Below are 21,049 nucleotides of genomic sequence, written 5' to 3' on the forward strand. Positions count from 1 at the left end.
GGTGAAGTGGGATTAATGTTGATACTGGATCCAAGCACCCTTCGGGGTGCTTTTTTTGTTAATTGCCCCCGTATCTGCCTTAAAGGTTTTATTTTTATCGACTGAAACCCGATAGAGGGCTTTTTTATTTGAATTAATTGGCTGTTCATTTGTTTATTTCAGACGTATAGTTGATTAAACCTATTTTTGATATATGAGCGAAGAGCGTGTACTTTTAGTAAATGCCCAAGACGAGGTCATAGGTACCATGGAGAAGATGGAAGCCCACGAAAAAGCGGTATTACATAGGGCCTTTTCGGTTTTTGTTTTGAACAAAAAAGGCCAGTTAATGTTGCAACAACGGGCCGCCCATAAATACCATTCCCCTTTGTTATGGACCAATACCTGTTGTAGTCATCAACGGGAAGGGGAGACCAATATAGGGGCGGGTAAACGTCGACTTCGTGAAGAAATGGGGTTTGAGGTAGAGCTCAAAGAATTGTTTTCTTTTATCTATAAAGCTCCTTTCGATAACGGACTTACCGAGCATGAATTGGATCATGTTATGGTAGGCTATTCCGAATTGGAACCGAATATCAACCCTGAAGAAGTGGCCGCCTGGAAATGGATGGACCTCGATGCCGTTAAAACCGATATGGCTGCAAACCCAGATAGGTATACGGCATGGTTCAAGATTATTTTTGAAAAATCGTACCATCATTTAGAAGCCCATCGTTATGAAGGTAAAAGTTAGTAGAAAAGCTCACTTCAATGCCGCCCATCGTCTGCATAGGCCCGACTGGGACGATGCCAAGAACAAAGCGGTTTTTGGTAAGTGTAGTAATCCCAATTACCATGGCCATAATTACGACCTTGTGGTCAGTGTACGGGGCGAAATAGACGAGACTACCGGTTTCGTAATGGACATGAAGGTGTTGAAAGAACTGATCTATACCCATATCGAACAGGCTTTCGACCATAAAAACCTTAATCTTGAGGTGCCAGAATTTAAAAACCTAAACCCCACGGCCGAACATATTGCCGTCGTGATCTGGAATAAGCTTCGGCCTTTTATTGCAACGGATAAGGAATTGGAGGTCGTTTTGTATGAGACCCCCCGAAATTTCGTGACTTATTCCGGTTAAATACGAACCAAAAATTTTCCCATGTTATACCCATTGAAATTTACCCCCATTTTAAAGGAACGCCTGTGGGGAGGCACCAAATTAAAGGATCGTTTCAATAAACCGTCCGAGTCCGATATTACCGGTGAAAGTTGGGAACTTTCGGGCGTACCCGGCGATGTATCGGTCGTGGCCGAAGGCCCGTTGGCCAACCGTAACCTTAACGATCTAATCGAAATGTATGGGGCCGATCTTTTAGGACAGTCCGTTTTGGACCGTTTCGGAAAAGATTTCCCGATCCTAATTAAATTCATTGACGCCAAACAAGATCTTTCCATACAATTACACCCGAATGATGCCTTGGCCAAGGAACGCCATAATTCTTTTGGGAAAACAGAGATGTGGTATGTGATGGATGCTGACCCCGGGGCCCAATTAATCGTTGGCTTTAATCGCGATGTTAGTAAGGAAGAGTATCAAGAAAGTTTGGAAAAAGGCACCTTACTGGATTTGCTCAACTACGAAGATGTCGCAAGCGGTAGTACCTTTTTTATCAATACCGGAAAAATACATGCCATAGGGGCAGGGGTGCTTTTGGCCGAAATACAGCAGACCAGTGACGTTACCTACCGTGTGTATGATTTTGACCGTAGGGACAAAGAAGGCAACCTAAGGGAGCTACATACCGAATTGGCATTAGACGCCATGGATTTTACCAAAAAAGACGACTTTAAGGTAAGTTATCCTACGGCAAAGAACGAAACCAATACCATGGTCCAATGCCCGTATTTCAACACCAATTATCTAGAATTGGATGCTGAGGTAACCTACGGACCCGCGGCTAACTTTAGGATTTATATGTGTGTAGACGGTGCGGCCACGATCTCGAACCAAGAAGGTGTGGCAACCTTGGTTAAAGGAGAGACCGTTTTAATGCCCGCCAGTTCCGATTTTGTAAAGATCGAAACCAAGGGATGTAAATTGTTGGAGGTAACCGTATAAAAAGACAAAACCTTATTGCAGACCACCACTGAACGAACTGGCTGGGGAGTTAAAGGCAACGTTAAATATGGGCGCGAAAAACACCTATGTGCCCCCAAAAACGTAATTTTGTGCAAAATTCCATATTATGGCAAGTGTTAGAAATTTGAAAAAAGACATCAATTATGTGTTGGGCGACTTGATCGACTCGGTTTATTTCTGGGAGATGAGCACAGGTAACGCCAATTCTGAGGCCGGTACTGAGATTATCGATGGGGCTATCGCCGTGTTCGATGAGCTTATGGCCAAGGTAAACCAAAAAGATGTTGAAGATAAAAAGGCCCACTTTAAGGCTTTACGAGGAGAGCTAGAAGAAAAAGCGATCGCATTGGTTGAAAAAATCAATGCTTTGGCGGCCTAGTTCCGTTGCAATTCTAAAATAGAAAAGGCGCCGATTGGGCGCCTTTTTTACATTAAACATTTAGGTAATGTTTATTCTGTTTTGGTATCCAGCAGCTTCTTTAAGCCTAGCCCATATTTAGAAGCGGCTACTTCGGCACTGAGATTGTTATAGATGGAGTCCAAATAGATTTTCTTGGCATCTGGTACTTCGTACAAGGCTACATAAGGTGCGATGTACGAGTCTTTGTTGTTCAAAGCAAAGTTCAAGGAATACAATACACTTCGTAGGGCGTTACGGTTCAAGAGTGCATCCATGGAATCTACCAATACACTATCGCGTAAAATTTCCGGATTCATTTTGGCCCGGAACAGTTCTAGATCCTTTTTATTGAATTTAGACAATACATCTTGGTATTCGGCAAATTTTTCGTGGGTGGTAGAACCACTTATGGTCGGATTTATATCGAAGGTATTCCATTTGGTGTCAATGGTAACGGTACCGGGTTCACCGAAAAAAACGATGCGGTCGTTAACCTCGTTATGATCTTCCTTCTTTAGGTATAGATAAAAAACCTCAGGGCTTTCTACAGGTACGGTAAAACTGAACTGCCCATTGCCTTCAATTACCAATGAGTCTAAAGTGGCCAAGGCGGTATCTTGAATATGTTGTAGGTATAATACCCCTTTTTTCAATCCTTTTACATTTCCGCTAACCATCATTTCGTTGGCAGATGGCCCAGAAGAACAGGCGGCTATCAGAATTATGGCCAAAAAGGCCCATATCGTATTTTTCATCATTTGGTATTTGGGTGGCAAATATGCATTAAACTATACGATTTCCCTAAAAATTCGAGGCTATTTCCATAAGGTAGGCACATAGCAAAGCGCCACCGGTACCGGCTACATAACCGAAAACCGCCAGTAAAACCCCGACCGAGGTCAAAGAGGTATGGAAAGCGCCTGCTACCACTGGTGCAGAAGCCGCACCACCCACATTGGCCTGACTACCTACCGCTAAAAAGAAGAAGGGCGATTTGGTCAATTTGGCTACTAAAATCAACAAGCCGGCATGTATGGCCATCCAAACCAAACCGATCAGAATTAGTCCTGGGTTTTCGAAAATACGAGTGAGGTCCATTTTCATACCAATGGTGGCTACCAAAATGTAGATAAAGATTCCGCCTATCTTACTGGCGCCCGCACCCTCATAATCCTTTGCTCTAGTAAAAGAAAGCAGTATACCGATCGTGGTGGCAATGACCACCATCCAAAAGAAACTAGAGCCCATAAAGGAAAGGAAACTCTTATCGTCCCGTACCGATTCGAAGCTATTTTTCATAAATGGCCCCAAGGATTCCCCAAAGAAATGGGAGAGCCCCACTGCGGTAAAGGCGATGCCAAACATAACCATATAATCGGTAAGGGTAGGTACGCGGGTAATACGCTCGGCAAATTCCGAGACCTTTTCCTTCAATGCCGTAATGGCAGAGGTATCGGCCTTTAGCCAACGATCTATGGCTTCGGATCGGCCCGCCCCAAAAAGTAGGAAGGCCATCCAGATGTTGGCTACCACCACGTCTATAAGTACCATGCCACTGAACTTATCGGGGTTGTATTTAAAGATCTCCAGCATGGCCGCCTGGTTGGCCCCGCCCCCGATCCAACTACCGGCAATGGTGGCAAGCCCACGCCAAACGGCATCGAAACCATTGCCACCAACCGTTTCCGGGGAGAAAATGGAAATCAATAATATAGCCAGAGGCCCACCGATTACGATTCCGGCGGTTCCAGTAAAAAACATGATCAATGCCTTTGGGCCCAGATTTACGATGCCCTTTAGGTCTATGCTCAAGGTCATTAAAACCAAGGCGGCCGGTAATAAATACCATTTGGCCATATCGTATAAATGCGATTTCTCCTTTACGGTTTCACCAGCGGCATCTACCGTTTCCCAATCTGGTGCTATGATACCGAAGGAGGTGAAAACGGCCGGTAGCATATAACACATCAATACTCCGGGAATAATGCCGTAGAATTTTTTCCAGAATCCGGTTTGTTTGGAGGAGGTATAAAAAACAAAGCCCAAACAGAGGGCCAAAAGACCGAATACTACCCGGTCGTCAGTAATCATTGGAGCCATACAGCCTTTTTTGGTGAACCCTCAAATATAACAACAATTGCCCACCCTAAAATGGCCTGGAAGGAATAGTTGGCCAATATTCCCAAAATTCTACTATGATTTTTATGAATACTTCAATTTGGGTGCTTTAATTGAAAAAAGAGGCCAAATAATAGGCGACACCATCTTCTTTACAGGCGCCACAATGGTCGTCGGCGAGTTGAAGTACCTCGGGCCTGGCATTGGCCACCGCCACACTTTTACCTACTGCGGCCATCAGTTCCATATCGTTGTAATTATCGCCAAAAGCTAGGGTGTTGCCCACCCCGTCCCGTCCTAAGATTTGTTCTAAAGCGGTTAGTTTAGAAACGCCTGCGGGGGCTATCTCGATTAGGGTGTCGTTAGATCGGTATATGTGAAGATCGCCGTGAAAACGTTTCTCTAAAAGAGGCTGAATGGCATCGGCCGTGGTTTTAGTGCCCATCAGCATTAGTTTATGCCAGCCAAGAGGACTATGTTCTTTTAGGCTTTTGCCCGTTTCTTGGTATTGGGGTTCGGTTCGAGTATTAAAAATCTCTTTTTGTACCCGTTCACTATCTGTCGGAACCAACCATTTGTCTTGATAGTACAATCCGAGATGAATGCCCAGTTTTTTACACTCAAGATGTATTTCCAAGGCTTGGTTGTGGGGTATGGTGGCCAAATCTGAAAAATGCCCCTCGTTATAGATCAAAGTACCGTTATAACAGATCATGGGGTGCCCCACGATATGCATCCGTTTTTGAAGGTATAACATAGACTTCGGACTCCGGGCCGAAGCCAATACAATAGGGAACCTATCCTTTATCTTTTGTATTTGTCGTACCGAGTATTCGGTAATATCGTTTTTTAGGGACAGGAAAGTTCCATCTAAATCCGTACAAACCGCTGCTATTTCCATGCGGCAAACTTAATGAATTGCCAACAACCAAAAACTCTTAAATCAAAAGTAACCCGAAATTAGATATTTGACATTTTCTCGGATGGATCTGGACTATTTGATACTCCATGTTCTGTGCTTTCTTTTAAGTGAAAACACCTAATTAAACTAGGGATGATAAGGTTGTCAGATTCGTTTGGGTTAACGGAGGGCAAAAAACAAGCGCCTTGTTTTGTAGTATTTATTCTTTGTTCTTTGCTCTTTTCGTCTGAAGCCATTAAATTTCTGATGGCTCTGTACTTAAATGTTAAGCCAATACGTGAACTTTAAATTGATCGAACGGTTGCGGGGTTCGAATACATTTACAAAATAATTGTCGGTATACACCAAATAAATATCCGAGAGCGGGGCAAAACGCCACTGTAACCTCGAATTGATGCCAAAGTTATCTTGCTGGTTACTATATTGTACCAAGGTAGTCCAGAATATGGATTTGCTAAAGGTGAGCTCTACACGCGGGCTTACCAACCAAATATCGGCAGAAGCATAGGGGGCCGGCAATTCGATATGGTCGTAATTCATGGCCAATGAGAATTGTGCCTTGGGCTGTATCCTGTAGGTAACAACGGCTTCCAATGAGGTTTTGTCACCATTGAAAAAACTCCCGTAGGAAGGCTCTACAAAAAAGGAGAAATTCCGGCTTCTATCCGAACGGTAACGCAGCGCAAAAGTGGTAAAGCTGTAATCACTATCGGCCGGTAACGGAACCCCATCGGTTCCCGTGGGGTCGAAATCGCTGGAGAGGTAGACATACCTATGCCTCGCCTGGGCCTCAAATTCTGATTGGTTCTTAAATTCTACGATATATGCGGGCAAAAGGGAGTAATCGGTGTTTTGGTAGTCGAGGGTAGGGCGATAGGTAGAGGTACCGAACATCTCAAAAATATGACGGTTTATGATGCCTTTTTTGGGCCAAATACGGTATTCGCCGCCACTAGCAAATTTTACGATATCGGTACGTCTGATAAAGCCAAGGTCGGATCGGAAATCATCCCCCACATAAACCGCATCTAAGAACAGGTTGTAATTTCGTTTTTCGTGTATGGCAAAGGCTCCTAAACTCAAATCTTTATCATGGCCTTCGCCCGGTTCAAATGATTTGTGGGCGTAAAATTTACCGTTCCATGAATTGTCAGCAGAGGCCAGGTTGTAATCAATTCCGAAAACCCGGTTGTAGCGATCTTCCTCGGCTAAAAAATCGTCATCACCAAAAGCCTGTCGGTTAATAAAGAACATACTGATATTAGAACGCGCGAATACTTTACGTTGTAGGGCGATCATCGAATTGTTGTTAGAGGCAATCTCGTTGGCGGCATCTTTTTCGGTCTGTACGCTCAATACCCCTAAACGCCAATCTTCGTTCAGTTTACCACTTAATCGGGCACCGGCTATGATCCTGTTCTCTATATTGGTGCCAGAAGTGTCTTTGGCAATACCGATCCTACGCGAGAAAAAGGGGTTGGCATCGCGCCCGCCACCGAAACTGCCAAAAAGGTCGCTGTTATCTATAAAGAATTGTCTTCTTTCAGGTAACGCAATCTCGAAACGAGTAAGGTTGGTTACCAAGTTATCGACCTCAACATTAGAGAAATCGGGGTTTACCGTTAAGTCGAGGTTCATTGAATTACCTATGGAGAATTTAGCATCGCCTCCCACGCTCATTTTAACCTCGCTTTCATCGTTTTCCGAATCGCGCTGGGCCCTAAAATTGGTGTATGGAATCAAAGCCATAGGCGTTCGGCTTTTACCCAAAGGCTTTTCAAAGACCATATCGCCCATAAAGGCCAGGTTAAAAATCAATTGGTTTTGTGGTATGGCGATCCAAGTAGAACGTTCGTTTGCCTCAATATCGAAACGGTAACTGTTAAAGCGCCATTTAGTCTCGCCTTCCTTGAATTTAAAGGAGGTCATGGGAATGGCCATTTCGGCAATATAATGGTCGTCGTATATTTTTGATTCGCCTTGCCATTTTACATCCCAGGAAGTGGTGAAACCCCTTAGATCTTTACCACCGTTACTGATCAAGGCCTCACGGCGTACCCCATACGGATTGATACCGAACAAGAAGGCATTGGTGCCATCGTTAAAGGTGTCGAACAAAAGACTTATGTTGTCATTGCCACCAGCCCGATAATCCCTTTTTAAAGAGTGGGTCACATATTCGGTGCCCTTGTGTTCTGCTTTGATTCCTATGTACAGATAGTCGTTGTTATACAACATTTTAATCTCGGTAGGACGAATGGCAAGGATGTCGTCGGCCGGAAAATATTGTTGGAAATTATGGGCACTTTGGGCTTGTTCCCATATCCCCTCATTCAAGGCGCCGTCAACGGTTATTTGGGCATCGGTGTATTTTATGGTGAAGGATTTATGATCTACCTGGGCAAACCCCATAACAAATGCAAAGCACATCGTTATGGCTAGGGAAAATCTTAACATTGGGTTGATTGAATTAGCTATTGGGCGAAGTTAGGGGTTAAAAGCGTTAAAAAAATCACAAACTTTTAACACTAACGTTAACAGATTACCCTATAGGTTTTCTAGGATTACCAAGGGTTGACTATGAATGGAAGTTAATGGTTACATTTGATGAAAATTTACACTATGTTTCGTTTTTGTGTCCTTTTGGTATTGGGTGTTCAGTTGGTTTGCGCCAACGAAGGTAAATGGTCTAAGACCGGACATAGGGTTATTGGTGAAGTAGCCCAACAGTATTTAAAAGGTAAAACCAAAAGGGCCATAGCCGAATTGCTCGATGGCCAAGACTTGGCATTTGTTTCCAATTATGCCGATGAGATTAAAGCGGATAGGGCCTATAAGGAGTTTTATGCTTGGCATTATGTTAACCTTCGCAAAGGCGAACGTTACGAAGACACCGATAAAAATCCGCAGGGCGATCTTATGAAAGGTATTGAATATTGTGTACAGGTGCTAAAGGATGAAAATGCTTCAAAAAAGGATAAAGCATTTTATCTTAAGATGTTGGTGCATTTTATTGGCGATCTTCACCAACCCATGCATGTAGGCCGCCCAGACGATAAAGGAGGCAATACCATTCAATTGCAATGGCACGGTCGCGGTAGTAACCTACACAAGGTGTGGGATACCAATATGATCGATGGCGTGGGCTTAAGTTATACCGAATGGACCGATACTTACCCGAAACTGAAGAAAAAAGAACGTGAAAAATTACAAGCGGGCACCATTTACGACTGGATGTACGAGTCACGTGATTTGGCCGATACCATTTACGATTCGGTCAATGTGGGTGAAAAGATCGGATATCGCTATAGCTATGATTTTTTGCCTATTGTCCGCGACCAACTACATAAAGGCGGTTTACGTTTGGCGAAACTCTTAAATGATATCTTTTAAACAGTAAGCTTTCTACAAAACGAATTTAGAAAACCTTTCTTTTTTGTAGACAGGGATATGCAGGTGTGCCATAAATTGCCTTAAAAGGTTCTGGTCTTTTTCTTTGGCGTAAAGAATCTTGTAAAAGTCCTGAATCGTTAATTCATTTTCGGACTTTTCCGTTAGTTTGAATACGTCGCCAGAACATACTTCCCCTTCTTCTAAAACCTGGAGGTATACCCCGGGCCGTTCCCTGCTAATGAATTTCTTGAGTATGCCTTGGTCACCAAAGGCAAAGCCCAATTTAAAACAGGGTTCCCTCGGAATGGAAATACGCACCAAGGCATTGCCCACTTTATAGGTGTTTCCAATGCGTTCTTTTGCCTCATCCAAACCTGAAACGGTGAGGTTTTCACCAAAGACACCCCAATGATAGTCTTGGTTCGGGTATTGGGTTTTCCAGTAATCGTATTCGGCAGCATCGAATATATAACAGGCCTTATAGGCACCCCCATGATGCTGGCGGTCTTTTACCGTATCGCCGCGAACCATTTCGTGTCCAAGAAAAATGGGGCCGGACACTGGTTTTTTAAAGATTCCGGTTTCTACGGTCTTACCGGCATGTATAAATTGGGTGGTTTGGCCAATATTGGTGGCTATGACTTGCATGGGGTTCGTTTTTGATTTTTTAAAAGTAAAGGAATTATGTGAATAAACCCCTTTTGTCGTTTTCGTGGTCCTGTTATCGGTTTTTATAAAGTGCGGATACCTTTTCAGTATTAAATTTTAGAAAATGAGTTCAATGGGAAATCTTACACATATCCATAGGGAAATAAAACTGATTCGTGGCCAACAGGTACTGTTAGACTTTGATTTGGCGAAGTTGTATGGGGTAGAGACCCGTGTTTTAAAACAAGGGGTAAGGAGGAATAGTGGCCGTTTTCCAGAAGACTTTATGTTTCAGTTGACCGAAGTGGAATATAAATCTTTGACATCACAAATTGTGACCTCAAAAGGTAGGGGTGGGCTACGTTATAAACCGTTCGCTTTTACAGAGCAGGGGGTTGCCACGTTATCTAGTGTCCTAAGAAGCCCGCAGGCTATTGAGATGAATATATTAATAATGAGGGCTTTTGTGTTATTGCGAAGGCAATTGTCCGAATATTCGGAAATCCAGGAAAGGCTGGACGTTCTAGAGCGGGATATGAACGTAAAATTCAAAGATATCCATGAGGCCTTGAAATATTTGCTCCAACAAGAGAAAAAAAAGTTGGACCAGAAACAAAGAAAACGGATAGGGTATAAATAAAACCGCCCCTGCTTTGTGCAAAGGCGGTTTCGTGTTCTATGTCGTATTCGGTATTTATTTTACCAAATCATAGCTGCGTTTTATGAATTCGGTAAGTGCTTCACCTTTCAATAAACCTTTGGAGAGACGAGCCAGGTCTAAGGATTGCTTGATCAAGCGTTCTTTCTTCTTGTCGGTTTTGGTCTCAAGGATTGTACTTAACAAAGGGTGATTGGTGTTCACGACCAAATTGTACATTTCCGGCATATTACCCATACCGAACATACCGCCACCTCCGGTTTGCTGCATTTCTTTCATACGGCGCATAAACTCGGGTTCGGTAATGATAAATGGTGCGGCCTCACTGTCCATGGCTTCCATTTGTACGGTGTAGCCTTGGTCTTTTAAGGTGCCTTCGATACTGGTTTTCAACTGTTCTTTCTCTTCGTCTGAAAGCTTTGAAATGGCTGTATCCTCTTTTTTGATTAAATTGTCGATATGATCGGCATCTACACGGGCAAAGGAAATGTTCTCTTTGCTGGTCTCCAATTTTTGCATCAAATGGGGTACAATGGGCGAATCGAGTAGTAAAACCTCATAGCCCTTGCCTTTGGCTGCTTCTATATAGCTGTGTTGGGCCTCTTTGTCGGATGCGTAGAGTATCACCAGTTTCTCATCCTTGTCGGTCTGCTTTTCCTTGATTTTGGCTTCCAATTCCTCGAAAGTCATAAAATCGCCATCTACAGTGGGGTACAAGGCGAACTTTTCGGCTTTTTCGAAGAATTTATCCTCAGATAGCATTCCGTATTCTATCACTACCTTGATGTCGTTCCATTTGGCCTCGAAATCTTCGCGATTGTTCTTGAACAAAGAACTCAATTTATCGGCCACCTTACGGGTAATGTAAGATGAGATTTTCTTAACGGCGCCATCGGCCTGAAGGTAGGAACGCGATACGTTCAACGGAATGTCGGGCGAGTCGATGACCCCTTTGAGCATGGTCAAAAATTCGGGAACGATGCCCTCAACGTTATCGGTAACGAAAACTTGGTTTTGATACAGTTGGATACGATCTTTTTGCAAGGTCATATCGTTGCTCAACTTCGGAAAATATAGAATACCGGTTAAATTGAACGGATAATCTACATTCAAGTGGATGTTGAACAAAGGCTCTTCGAACTGCATAGGGTAAAGTTCCCTGTAAAAACTCTTGTAATCTTCGTCTTCCAACTCCGAGGGTTGCTTGGTCCAGGCCGGATTCGGGTTGTTGATAATGTCGTCTACCTCTTGGGTGGGCGCCGGGTCTTCTTCCTTGGCTCCTTCGGGTTTGGGCAAAGTCTCGGTCTTGGTACCGAACTTGATCGGTACAGGCATAAACTTGTTGTACTTTACCAGTAGTTCGCGGATACGGGCATCTTCCAAGAACTCGGTCGAATCTTCGGCGATATGTAGTACGATCTCCGTTCCTCTTTCGGTTTTGTCACTTTCCTCCAAGGTAAATTCAGGAGAACCATCACATGTCCAATGGGCGGCCGGTTCATCTTTAAAACTCTTGGTAATGATCTCTACCTTATCGGCTACCATAAAGGCCGAATAGAATCCTAATCCAAAATGTCCGATAATCCCTGAATCCTTGGCGCTGTCTTTGTATTTGTCCAAAAACTCCTCGGCACCCGAAAAGGCGACTTCATTAATGTATTTTTTTACCTCGTCGGCCGTCATACCCAAACCTTGATCTACGATATGAAGCTTTTTACCTTCCTTATCGATTTTAATCTCAATCTGTGGATTGCCATATTCTACCTTGGCCTCACCAATTGAGGTTAGATGTTTTAGTTTAAGGGTGGCATCCGTGGCATTGGATATCAATTCCCTTAAGAATATCTCATGATCGCTGTACAAGAATTTTTTGATGAGTGGAAAAATATTCTCCACCGAAACATTGATCTTACCTGTAGCCATTATACGTTTAATTTTTTAATTGTTATGGCCGCAAGTTCAAAAAAGATACCAGCCCTGTCATTGGTGACAAACTGACATTTAATTGAAAAAAATGTCAGGGAGGAGAACTATAAAATGTGACCGGGTGGATTATCGTTTGATCACATTCTTTGCAGAAACTTGCCACTTCTATTTAATATCGACTAATTAATTGGGCGGGAAATACATAATCTGTTATATTGCAACCTTAGCCATGTAGGCAAGCTAATTAAACTAACGGAAAGTATGTATAGATCAAAAATCTCGGGCTTAGGCCACTATGTTCCAGATAATGTGGTAACCAATCACGATTTGTCCAAATTGATGGATACCAGTGATGAATGGATCCAGGAACGTACCGGAATAAAAGAACGCAGGCATATAATAAAAGGTGAGGACAATTCTACCAGTATGGGAGTGAAGGCTGCCGAAATCGCCATTGAACGTGCCGGAATAACTAAAGATGATGTCGATTTTATAGTGTTCGCCACTTTGAGCCCAGATTATTATTTCCCTGGGAATGGGGTGTTGGTACAAAAGGAAATGGGTATGAAGACCGTTGGTGCCCTTGATATACGTAACCAGTGTTCCGGGTTTATCTATGCCCTATCGATTGCCGATCAGTATGTGAAAAGTGGTATGTATAAGAATGTATTGGTCATTGGATCGGAATACCACTCAGGCGGATTGGATTTTACCACCCGCGGACGCGGGGTTTCCGTAATTTTTGGCGACGGTGCCGGTGCGGCCATCGTAACCCGTTCGGAAGATGATGAAGGCGGTATTCTGTCTACCCACTTACATTCAGAAGGGGAATTCGCAGAAGAACTGGCCTTGTTGGCCCCAGGAATCGGAAGCCGTTGGGTAGACGATATTTTGGCCGATAACGACCCAGACGATGTGTCGTATTACCCGCATATGAACGGACAGTTGGTGTTCAAGAATGCCGTGGTCAGGTTTAGTGAGGTGATTATGGAAGGCTTGATGACCAGTGGCCTTAAAAAGGAAGATATCGATCTATTGGTACCGCATCAGGCCAATTTGCGTATCTCGCAATTCATTCAAAAGAAATTCGGGCTAAGCGATGATCAGGTGTTCAACAATATCCAGAAATATGGGAATACCACTGCAGCCTCCATTCCGATCGCGTTGACCGAAGCTTGGGAGCAAGGCAAGGTCAAAAAAGGTGATTTGGTAGTGTTAGCTGCCTTTGGTAGTGGCTTTACCTGGGGTAGTGCCGTAATCAAATGGTAGTTTTTTGACAAGAAAATAGATTATTGAAAATGGACTTTATAAAATAAGGTTTGTTGTATAGAAATGAAGAGCCCCGCACCTAGTGCGGGGCTCTCTTGTTAATGCCCGGAGAACCAACCAACTCCATGATGGGCATTTCAAGCTAAATTATATGATGCCACCGCTGCCTTGTTTGGTGTTATCGTCTCTGCGTTTTCTAGATTTGGCGCGGTATTTACCACTACCAAAGCGGTAACTGGCACCTAGGTAAACGGTGCGGCTTTCCCAATCGAAACGTCCTTTTTGGCTATAGGGGGTGTCGCCCTCAAAGCCAAAGTGCATGGTATTCAAAATATCGTTGAAATTCAGGCTTAGGGTGCCTTTGCCCTCCGCGAAGGAGTAACGGGCCCCGGTATTGATAAAGAACATGGGGTCGGCATCGAATTGTACATTCTTGTTGGCGCCCCTATAAAAGGCGAATAACTGGAAAGTCAATTTTTTGGTGGCCGTAAAACTGTTGTTCATTCGTAAGTTCCAGGCCACATTGTCTACTTCGACCTCAAAACGTTCGATATCGTCTTCGGTAGGGTTGCTCAGATTAGGGTCTACCGATTCGGTGATACCCCGGTTCGATTGTGCGAAAATATCGAAACTACTGTTTATACTCCACCATTTTAAGGGTTTGTAATTCAACGACATTTCGGCCCCATAGGCATCGGTTTGGTCAAAATTATCGAAGGTCAAGATCTGTCTGTTCAAATCTAAACGGTCTACATAAATAGCCCTATTGATCTCATCGGAGATACGACGGTAGAATACACCTGTGGTAATACTTCCCTTTTTTAGCCTTCGGGTATAGTTCAATTCTACCGAATTGGTGAATTGGGGTAATAATTCGGGGTTTCCTAAAGACGATATCCTTGGGGTTGACCATTCGCGGATCGGGTTTACCTGGGTAAGACCAGGGCGATCTACCCTGCGGCTATAGCTCATTTGCAACTGGTCTTTTTCTGAAGCCTCGTAGGTGATGAATGCCGAAGGATAAAACTCAAAATATTCATCGGTAAAACTACGTACTTGATTAGTGTCGGCTTTTACGGTAACATCTTCGACCCGCAAACCAGCCTGATACGACCATTTGTCATATTTCTGTCCGAAAGTGGCATAGGCCGAGTAAATATCCATCCCGTAAACAAAGTCGTTGCTCGGGGTAGGCACCAGTCCGCCTTCTTCATTTAAAGAGAGACCGGTAGATTCGTAGTCTACCTGGGTTTCGAATACCCTGGCTTCCAAGCCCAATTCTAGTTTGGAAATCGAATCAATTGGGTTTACATAATCGAGGTTAGCGATTAATTGGTCTCTTTCAGTGTCAACAAAATCGGTATAATCCGGTATAATGGTGTTGCCCGAGTTGTCAAAATCCGCTACTTCGTCACTGTTGAATAGATTGTAGTCGACCTCCAGCTCAATATTGTGGCCTTCTTTTTCAAAGTCGAGTTTATAATCAAAGTTATACTGCTGACTATGGTTTTCGTTTTCGTTACGGAACACCTGAGTGGTATTCCTAGTAGGGTCGTTGTTATAAACTACATCGGTGTTACCGTTGCCAATGCCATCGTAATAGTTTTGGTTGGTAAAGAACGAAACCGTGTTCTTGTCATTGAGATAGACATCTACCCCAACCTTATATAAATGCGATTTGTTGTTGTTCCTAAAATCGAAAAGCTCTATGGAATTGTCATCGAAACGTTTTACCCAGCCTCCGTTGACATACTTGCCGATATTGGTGCCGTAGTTTCCGTATAGGTTGAATTTACCAGTCCTATAATTTAAATCGACCGAAGTATTGAATTTAGCTTCTTCTTGGTAGGTGAGCCCCATATTAATGTTACCGTTAAACCCAATGTTGGCATTTTTATGGAGTACGATATTCACAATACCACTCATGCCTTCCGGGTTGTATTTGGCCGAAGGGTTGGTAATCAATTCAATGGATTTAATCGATGTAGACGGAATTTGCCGTAACAGTTGGGCTACGGGAACATTCGAAAGTTTGCCGTCTACCATTACCCGAACATTCGAATTACCCCTTAGGGTCAATTGTCCGGTTTGTTGGTCTACGTTAACCGAGGGTAAATTATTCATGATGTCAGATGCCGTAGCTCCTGCCGTAGTAAGGTCTTTACCAACATTGATTACCTTTCGGTCTACCCGCTGTTCTACAGTAGTGCGTTCGCCCACGACCTCTACTTCGGCCAATTGTTCGGCGTCTTCCTCGAGAACAATGGTGCCCATATTTACCTTTCTTTGCTGACGGGAGATACGTAAAGGTTTGGAGTAGGTCTTAAAACCAATGGTCTGTACTTCGAAAATAAAATTTCCGGCAGGAATACCTTTGATTTCAAAGGCGCCGTCTTCGCCTGAAATACCACCGGTAACTGTACTTTGATCACTAGCTTGTTTAATAACAATGGCAGCAAAAGCCATAGGTTGCTGGTTGTTATCGAGTACTTTTCCGCTTACGGTCCCTATTTTAACTTCTGACGGGTCTGGATCTGTAGTGGCTTTGGCCGGGTATAAGGTACCCATAGCCAATGCAAAAAGTAGAATTACTTTTTTCATGCTTCGTTCTTTGATTGATGATTGCAACTACAAGACGTGGGTACTTCGGAAATGTTACGGAGGAAATGGAATTTAACGCTTTTTAACAAGAAAGGGCTAAAAAGGTAATATTGTAGGAAAATATATACGGGTCTGTGTAAAAATATGAAACCCGGTGAGACACCGGGTTTCTACATTGATAAGCTATACTAAACACTAACCATTAACTAAAAAAATACAGCGCTACCAATGATCAAGTCCTATTTCCCATTGCTGGGAAAAAACAAGCGGGATAAGAATTGGCATTACTCCGCCTGTATAAAAACTAAATGCAAATAAACGTTAAAAAGCAGGATTATCAAAATAAACCAGACCCAAGATCCTGATAATTTGTTAGGTTTTCGATAAGATGCATACCGGGTTGTCGTAAAAACCGGAAATTCTTTGGAAATTCCTTAATATTTTATCTGATTGCTACTTTATTACCCTAAAGTTTCCCCTGTTTTTTACTTCGAATCAAATAAAGTCCCAAAAAGGTAAGGGCTCCGTTAAGGGGTAAAAGCTCAAGTCCGCACTGGTATCCTCCTAATGATTCAGGGGGAATCTGGGCAAAGGCGTAAACTCCTCCCGCAGCTAGCAATGCCACTAACCACGAGTAGCGGTCTTTAATATTATGTTTGGTGAACATGCCAAAAGCGAACAGGCCTAATAGGGGGCCATAGGTATAGGTGGCCGCCGTTAACAAACCATCGATAACATTGCGGTCCAATACATATTTGAATATGATAATAACCACCACCAAAAGAAAGCTCATGGCGATATGGGTCTTTTTACGAATCGATTTTTGACGATCTTCCGGTTTGTTTTCCAAGTCTAGGAAATCTACACAGAACGAAGTGGTCAATGAGGTAAGCGCACTATCGGCACTACTATAGGCTGCCGCAATAAGTCCGAGCATAAAGGTTACCCCTACCCAAATACCCAAATCTTGGTTTAAGGCGATTTCGGGGAACAATAAATCGGTTTTCGGTTGGCCATCCATTAAAGGAATGGCTACACCATAGCGGTCGGCAAATATGAACAATAAAGCCCCGAGGAGCATAAAAACGAAAGTAACGATGCCTAGGACCAAACTAAACGAAACCATATTCTTTTGGGCATCTTTCAGGTTTTTACAAGTCAGGTTTTTTTGCATCATATCTTGGTCAAGCCCGGTCATACAAATGGTAACGAACATGCCGCCCACAAATGCCTTCAAGAAATGTTTCTTTTCCAAAAGGCTATCGGTAAACCAGATTTGGCTGTATTCGCCAAATTCCGGGGAGGCTAAAAATTGCCCCATACTCCAATCCAACTTATCCAAGATAAAATATACCGAAAGACCTAGGGCCAATAGCATAAAAAGCGTTTGTAGGGTATCTGTCCAAACGATGGTTTTAATGCCGCCTTTAAAGGTATAGATCCATATTAGGGCTATAGAGAAAATTACGGTTATCTCAAAAGGAATGCCCATATCGTCGAAAACGAATTGTTGCAAAACAATGGCTACCAAAAACAAACGGAATGCGGCCCCCAGAACGCGTGACACAAAGAAAAAGAAAGCACCGGTTCGGTAGCTTACCATACCAAATCGCTGTCTAAGGTATTCGTAAATAGAGGTCACATTAAGTTTGTAGTAGAGTGGTAACAGTACAAAGGCCACTACAAAATACCCCACCACATAACCCAGTACGGTCTGGAAATAACTGAATTGTGATCCTTGGACCCAACCGGGAACCGAAATAAAGGTAACCCCGGATAAAGAAGCGCCCACCATGCCGAAGGCTACCAAATACCAAGGCGATTGTTTACCAGCCTTAAAAAAATCGAGATTGGAATCGTTTTTCCCCGTGAGGTACGAAATCAGTAATAGTAGGGCGAAGTAGCCTCCGATAAGCCAAAGGATATAGGTTCCGGACATAGGTTTGGAATTGAAGCAACCAAAGTACGAAATCTTCTTGTAGAAAGTCTAGCGCACTGGTTTACGAAACGAACCAGTGTTGTGGGTATCGTATTTTATCTATTTTTAAGAGCCGCCAACCGTACTAAATCGTATTTTTACAGCCATGGATTTTTCATCGAAATTATTGGAAAATGCGGTGGCCGAAGTGTCACAATTACCCGGTATAGGTAAACGTACGGCTTTGCGATTGGTTTTACATCTATTAAAACAGCCCAAAGAGCGTACCACCTATTTGACTGCAGCAATACAGGCCTTACGCGACGATGTGGTTTTCTGTAAGAAATGCCACAATATATCCGATTCGGAGGTTTGTGAAATTTGTGCCAATCCGAAACGAGACCGTAGTGTAGTTTGCGTAGTTGAAGACCTTCGCGATGTTATGGCCATTGAAAATACGGGCCAGTTTCAAGGGACCTATCATGTGTTGGGGGGAAAGATTTCGCCTATGGAAGGCATTGGTCCGAATGATTTGAACATTCGGTCATTGGTGCAGAAAGTAGATGAAGGAGAGATACAAGAGTTGATTTTTGCCCTGAGTGCTTCAATGGAAGGGGATACCACCAACTTTTATATCTATAGGCAATTACAAGGTAAATCGGTGAAATTGGCTACCATTGCTAGGGGAATTTCAGTTGGCGATGAGCTGGAATATGCAGATGAGGTTACCTTGGGAAGGAGTATCGTAAATCGTATTCCATTTGAAGATTCTTTAAAAACATCCTGATGAGGACTATCCGAATTAGGTAATATTTGATAAAACGCCGTAAAAATTGCTATTTTTGCAAAAATATTAGTCTAAACTAGATTCTATATGTCAACCTTTGAACTAAAGTTGCCCCAAATGGGGGAAAGTGTGGCCGAAGCAACCCTGACCAGCTGGTTAAAAGAAGTAGGGGATACCATTGAATTGGATGAAGCGGTTTTCGAAATCGCAACAGATAAGGTAGATTCCGAAGTACCCAGTGAGGTAGAAGGGGTGCTACTGGAAAAACGCTTTGAGGTTGACGATGTGATTGCGGTAGGTCAGGTTGTGGCTGTTATCGAACTATCTGGAGAGGGTGTATTGCCGGCCCAAGAAGAGTCAATTGCCGAAATAGCCCAAGACGATGCGGTTGAAACTGCCGTGGAAACCTTGGAAGAAGAAGTGCAACAATTGATCGCTCCAGAAGCTGGAACTGTGTCCGATTTTAGCGATTCTAAGCGTTTTTACTCACCTCTGGTAAAGAATATAGCGCAAAAAGAGGGGGTTAGTTTGGCTGAATTGGAAACCATACCCGGTAGCGGAAAGGATAATCGGGTGACCAAAAAAGATATTTTGGCCTATGTGGCCAATCGTGGCACAAATGGCCAGGCCACCATCGTTAAAGAGGTGAAATCGGTAGAAGCGCCAAAAGCCCCGGCACCAAAGCCAACCCCTGTCGTAGCTCCAGTTCCCGTTAGTGGTGCCGATGAGGTAATGGCCATGTCGCGTATGGGTAAACTCATTTCGCAACATATGACCGATAGTTTGGCTACCTCGGCCCATGTTCAGAGTTTTGTTGAGGTAGATGTAACCCATATCGTCGAATGGCGTAATAAGGTTAAAGATGCCTTTCTTAAGCGTGAGGGCGAAAAACTGACTTTTACGCCGATATTTATGGAGGCCGTAGCCATGGCACTCAAAAAGTACCCGATGATGAACATCTCGGTAGACGGCGATTCGATCATCAAAAAGAAAAATATTAATATCGGTATGGCCGCGGCTTTGCCCGATGGTAATTTGATCGTACCGGTAATTAAAAATGCCGATCAGTTGAATTTGGTAGGAATGGCCAAGGCGGTAAACGACCTTGCCGGTAGGGCTAGGAATAATGCCTTAAAACCAGACGAAATACAAGGGGGTACCTATACCGTGACCAACGTAGGATCTTTTGGTTCGGTTTTCGGAACACCGATCATTAACCAACCCCAAGTGGGGATTTTGGCTTTGGGTGCCATACGTAAAATGCCGGCCGTTGTAGAAACCCCTCAAGGCGATTTTATCGGTATCCGTAGCAAAATGTTTTTGTCGCATAGCTATGACCATAGGGTGGTTAACGGCGCTTTGGGCGGTATGTTCGTGAAAGCCGTAGCCGATTATCTTGAGGCCTGGGATGTGAATCGAGAGGTGTAGATCAAAGTAAGGTAGATAAATAGTATTTTTAAGACCGGGCCCAGGCCCGGTTTTTTGATGCTGAAAATATTTTAGAAATGAAATCAATACATGTGGTATGCTTGCTTTTGGGCGCAATAACTTTTGGCTTTGGTCAGAGCGGGTTCGAGCGGAAAATGTTTGTGCAAGATCAAGATAGTCTGCCATATCGCCTATTGCTACCGGCTGATTATAATGAGAACCAAACGTATCCGGTTTTGTTCTTCTTGCATGGTGCGGGAGAGCGTGGTGCGGATAATGAAAAACAACTAACACATGGTAAATCGTTTTTGGAAGAGGCCAATACAGTTTTTGGGGCGATTGTGGTGGCTCCCCAATGTCCTGCCGATTCGTATTGGAGCAATGTTGCGGTAGATAGAACTGCTTCTGGAAACATCTTTCATTTTAAGGATGGTGGTACGCCTACCCATGCCATGAAACTATTGATGGGGCTGTTAGACAACGTTTTGACGACCTATAGCGTTAAATCCGAAGCGGTATATGTGGGCGGACTATCCATGGGTGGTATGGGTACTTTTGAACTGGTGTCCCGGCGACCCGGTGTGTTTGCTGCTGCTTTTCCGGTCTGTGGGGGTGCCCATCCCGATTTGGCAGCCGGGATAGCGGAAACCAACTGGTGGCTTTTCCATGGCGATGCCGATAGGGTGGTCGATGTTTCTTATTCCAAGACTATGCTTGATGCCCTTACCGAAGCTAAGGCCCAAGTACGTTTTACCTTGTACGAGAACGTGGGCCACGATAGCTGGAACCCTACCTTTTTAGAGCCAGCCTTGTTGCCTTGGTTGTTTTCTAAACGTTAAATACGACTTTGTCATC

18 protein-coding genes are annotated in these 21,049 nt (G+C 43.6%); 10 read left to right on the forward strand and 8 right to left on the reverse strand.

Annotated features, from left to right (window positions below; all coding sequences use genetic code 11):
* The first annotated feature begins 193 nt into the window (after nucleotides 1-193).
* The 4 genes from idi to B7P33_RS17410 all read left to right on the forward strand — a co-directional run bounded on the left by idi (nucleotide 194) and on the right by B7P33_RS17410 (nucleotide 2,505).
* Nucleotides 194-733 (forward strand): isopentenyl-diphosphate Delta-isomerase, encoded by a 540-nt coding sequence (idi, locus tag B7P33_RS17395; RefSeq protein WP_097443481.1) that lies wholly within the window; start codon nucleotides 194-196, stop codon nucleotides 731-733.
* A complete protein-coding gene (locus B7P33_RS17400) occupies nucleotides 717-1,124 on the forward strand; it encodes a 6-pyruvoyl trahydropterin synthase family protein (RefSeq protein WP_097443482.1) in 408 nt (135 codons plus the stop codon). The genes idi and B7P33_RS17400 overlap by 17 nt, the downstream gene beginning before the upstream one ends.
* A gap of 21 nt (nucleotides 1,125-1,145) precedes the next feature.
* Nucleotides 1,146-2,105 (forward strand): type I phosphomannose isomerase catalytic subunit, encoded by a 960-nt coding sequence (locus tag B7P33_RS17405; RefSeq protein ID WP_097443483.1) that lies wholly within the window; start codon nucleotides 1,146-1,148, stop codon nucleotides 2,103-2,105.
* Between the two features lie 127 nt (nucleotides 2,106-2,232).
* Complete coding sequence (locus B7P33_RS17410; protein ID WP_097443484.1) at nucleotides 2,233-2,505, forward strand: hypothetical protein; 273 nt, start codon at nucleotides 2,233-2,235, stop codon at nucleotides 2,503-2,505.
* A 71-nt stretch (nucleotides 2,506-2,576) separates the two neighbouring features.
* On the opposite strand, the gene B7P33_RS17415 is transcribed toward B7P33_RS17410, so the two are convergent.
* The 4 genes from B7P33_RS17415 to B7P33_RS17430 form a co-directional block, all read right to left on the reverse strand.
* Nucleotides 2,577-3,281 carry a DUF4369 domain-containing protein gene (locus B7P33_RS17415; RefSeq protein WP_097443485.1) on the reverse strand — a complete coding sequence of 235 codons (705 nt, stop codon included), beginning with the start codon at nucleotides 3,279-3,281 and terminating at the stop codon, nucleotides 2,577-2,579.
* 46 nt (nucleotides 3,282-3,327) lie between these two features.
* Nucleotides 3,328-4,626, reverse strand: a complete 1,299-nt coding sequence (locus tag B7P33_RS17420; protein WP_097443486.1) for a DUF819 family protein — start codon at nucleotides 4,624-4,626, stop codon at nucleotides 3,328-3,330.
* Nucleotides 4,627-4,753: 127 nt separating this feature from the next.
* Entirely contained in the window at nucleotides 4,754-5,545 is a 792-nt protein-coding gene (locus B7P33_RS17425; RefSeq protein ID WP_097443487.1) for an HAD family hydrolase, read from the reverse strand.
* A 279-nt stretch (nucleotides 5,546-5,824) separates the two neighbouring features.
* Complete coding sequence (locus B7P33_RS17430; RefSeq protein WP_245871827.1) at nucleotides 5,825-8,023, reverse strand: DUF5916 domain-containing protein; 2,199 nt, start codon at nucleotides 8,021-8,023, stop codon at nucleotides 5,825-5,827.
* Between the two features lie 165 nt (nucleotides 8,024-8,188).
* Between B7P33_RS17430 and B7P33_RS17435 the strand changes: the two genes are divergently transcribed.
* The gene (locus B7P33_RS17435; protein WP_097443489.1) at nucleotides 8,189-8,959 is read left to right on the forward strand and encodes a S1/P1 nuclease; all 771 of its coding nucleotides are present in this window, start codon (nucleotides 8,189-8,191) and stop codon (nucleotides 8,957-8,959) included.
* 12 nt (nucleotides 8,960-8,971) lie between these two features.
* On the opposite strand, the gene B7P33_RS17440 is transcribed toward B7P33_RS17435, so the two are convergent.
* Nucleotides 8,972-9,607 carry an MOSC domain-containing protein gene (locus B7P33_RS17440; RefSeq protein WP_097443490.1) on the reverse strand — a complete coding sequence of 212 codons (636 nt, stop codon included), beginning with the start codon at nucleotides 9,605-9,607 and terminating at the stop codon, nucleotides 8,972-8,974.
* A gap of 133 nt (nucleotides 9,608-9,740) precedes the next feature.
* On the opposite strand from B7P33_RS17440, the gene B7P33_RS17445 reads away from it, so the two are divergent.
* Nucleotides 9,741-10,247 carry an ORF6N domain-containing protein gene (locus tag B7P33_RS17445; RefSeq protein WP_097443491.1) on the forward strand — a complete coding sequence of 169 codons (507 nt, stop codon included), beginning with the start codon at nucleotides 9,741-9,743 and terminating at the stop codon, nucleotides 10,245-10,247.
* Between the two features lie 54 nt (nucleotides 10,248-10,301).
* Here B7P33_RS17445 and htpG read toward each other — a convergent pair whose 3' ends face one another.
* Nucleotides 10,302-12,188 (reverse strand): molecular chaperone HtpG, encoded by a 1,887-nt coding sequence (gene htpG / locus B7P33_RS17450; protein WP_097443492.1) that lies wholly within the window; start codon nucleotides 12,186-12,188, stop codon nucleotides 10,302-10,304.
* A 264-nt stretch (nucleotides 12,189-12,452) separates the two neighbouring features.
* On the opposite strand from htpG, the gene B7P33_RS17455 reads away from it, so the two are divergent.
* Complete coding sequence (locus tag B7P33_RS17455; protein ID WP_097443493.1) at nucleotides 12,453-13,460, forward strand: 3-oxoacyl-ACP synthase III family protein; 1,008 nt, start codon at nucleotides 12,453-12,455, stop codon at nucleotides 13,458-13,460.
* A gap of 147 nt (nucleotides 13,461-13,607) precedes the next feature.
* Here the strand turns inward: B7P33_RS17455 and B7P33_RS17460 are convergent, their stop codons facing one another.
* Nucleotides 13,608-16,061 carry a TonB-dependent receptor gene (locus B7P33_RS17460; RefSeq protein ID WP_097443494.1) on the reverse strand — a complete coding sequence of 818 codons (2,454 nt, stop codon included), beginning with the start codon at nucleotides 16,059-16,061 and terminating at the stop codon, nucleotides 13,608-13,610.
* A gap of 466 nt (nucleotides 16,062-16,527) precedes the next feature.
* Nucleotides 16,528-18,000: a sodium:solute symporter gene (locus B7P33_RS17465; RefSeq protein ID WP_097443495.1), complete on the reverse strand. Its 1,473-nt coding sequence runs from the start codon at nucleotides 17,998-18,000 to the stop codon at nucleotides 16,528-16,530.
* 145 nt (nucleotides 18,001-18,145) lie between these two features.
* On the opposite strand from B7P33_RS17465, the gene recR reads away from it, so the two are divergent.
* From recR to B7P33_RS17480, 3 genes are all read left to right on the forward strand, one after another.
* Nucleotides 18,146-18,766, forward strand: a complete 621-nt coding sequence (recR, locus tag B7P33_RS17470; RefSeq protein WP_097443496.1) for a recombination mediator RecR — start codon at nucleotides 18,146-18,148, stop codon at nucleotides 18,764-18,766.
* An 87-nt stretch (nucleotides 18,767-18,853) separates the two neighbouring features.
* Nucleotides 18,854-20,194, forward strand: coding sequence for a dihydrolipoamide acetyltransferase family protein (locus B7P33_RS17475; RefSeq protein WP_097443497.1), 1,341 nt, complete (start codon nucleotides 18,854-18,856; stop codon nucleotides 20,192-20,194).
* Between the two features lie 77 nt (nucleotides 20,195-20,271).
* The gene (locus B7P33_RS17480) at nucleotides 20,272-21,033 is read left to right on the forward strand and encodes a carboxylesterase family protein (RefSeq protein ID WP_097443498.1); all 762 of its coding nucleotides are present in this window, start codon (nucleotides 20,272-20,274) and stop codon (nucleotides 21,031-21,033) included.
* The last annotated feature ends 16 nt before the right edge of the window (nucleotides 21,034-21,049 follow it).

The organism is Sediminicola luteus, assembly GCF_002514735.1.
GTDB lineage: Bacteria > Bacteroidota > Bacteroidia > Flavobacteriales > Flavobacteriaceae > HQA918.

Bases quoted from the DNA above. Each gene is read 5' to 3' on its own strand.
- B7P33_RS17455 (WP_097443493.1), top strand. From the start codon at position 12,453: ATGTATAGATCAAAAATCTCGGGCTTAGGCCACTATGTTCCAGATAAT.
- B7P33_RS17425 (WP_097443487.1), bottom strand. From the start codon at position 5,545: ATGGAAATAGCAGCGGTTTGTACGGATTTAGATGGAACTTTCCTGTCC.
- B7P33_RS17410 (WP_097443484.1), top strand. From the start codon at position 2,233: ATGGCAAGTGTTAGAAATTTGAAAAAAGACATCAATTATGTGTTGGGC.
- recR (WP_097443496.1), top strand. From the start codon at position 18,146: ATGGATTTTTCATCGAAATTATTGGAAAATGCGGTGGCCGAAGTGTCA.
- B7P33_RS17400 (WP_097443482.1), top strand. From the start codon at position 717: ATGAAGGTAAAAGTTAGTAGAAAAGCTCACTTCAATGCCGCCCATCGT.
- B7P33_RS17460 (WP_097443494.1), bottom strand. From the start codon at position 16,061: ATGAAAAAAGTAATTCTACTTTTTGCATTGGCTATGGGTACCTTATAC.
- B7P33_RS17475 (WP_097443497.1), top strand. From the start codon at position 18,854: ATGTCAACCTTTGAACTAAAGTTGCCCCAAATGGGGGAAAGTGTGGCC.
- htpG (WP_097443492.1), bottom strand. From the start codon at position 12,188: ATGGCTACAGGTAAGATCAATGTTTCGGTGGAGAATATTTTTCCACTC.
- B7P33_RS17420 (WP_097443486.1), bottom strand. From the start codon at position 4,626: ATGGCTCCAATGATTACTGACGACCGGGTAGTATTCGGTCTTTTGGCC.
- B7P33_RS17430 (WP_245871827.1), bottom strand. From the start codon at position 8,023: ATGTTAAGATTTTCCCTAGCCATAACGATGTGCTTTGCATTTGTTATG.
- B7P33_RS17465 (WP_097443495.1), bottom strand. From the start codon at position 18,000: ATGTCCGGAACCTATATCCTTTGGCTTATCGGAGGCTACTTCGCCCTA.
- B7P33_RS17415 (WP_097443485.1), bottom strand. From the start codon at position 3,281: ATGAAAAATACGATATGGGCCTTTTTGGCCATAATTCTGATAGCCGCC.
- B7P33_RS17445 (WP_097443491.1), top strand. From the start codon at position 9,741: ATGGGAAATCTTACACATATCCATAGGGAAATAAAACTGATTCGTGGC.
- B7P33_RS17435 (WP_097443489.1), top strand. From the start codon at position 8,189: ATGTTTCGTTTTTGTGTCCTTTTGGTATTGGGTGTTCAGTTGGTTTGC.
- B7P33_RS17440 (WP_097443490.1), bottom strand. From the start codon at position 9,607: ATGCAAGTCATAGCCACCAATATTGGCCAAACCACCCAATTTATACAT.
- B7P33_RS17405 (WP_097443483.1), top strand. From the start codon at position 1,146: ATGTTATACCCATTGAAATTTACCCCCATTTTAAAGGAACGCCTGTGG.
- idi (WP_097443481.1), top strand. From the start codon at position 194: ATGAGCGAAGAGCGTGTACTTTTAGTAAATGCCCAAGACGAGGTCATA.
- B7P33_RS17480 (WP_097443498.1), top strand. From the start codon at position 20,272: ATGAAATCAATACATGTGGTATGCTTGCTTTTGGGCGCAATAACTTTT.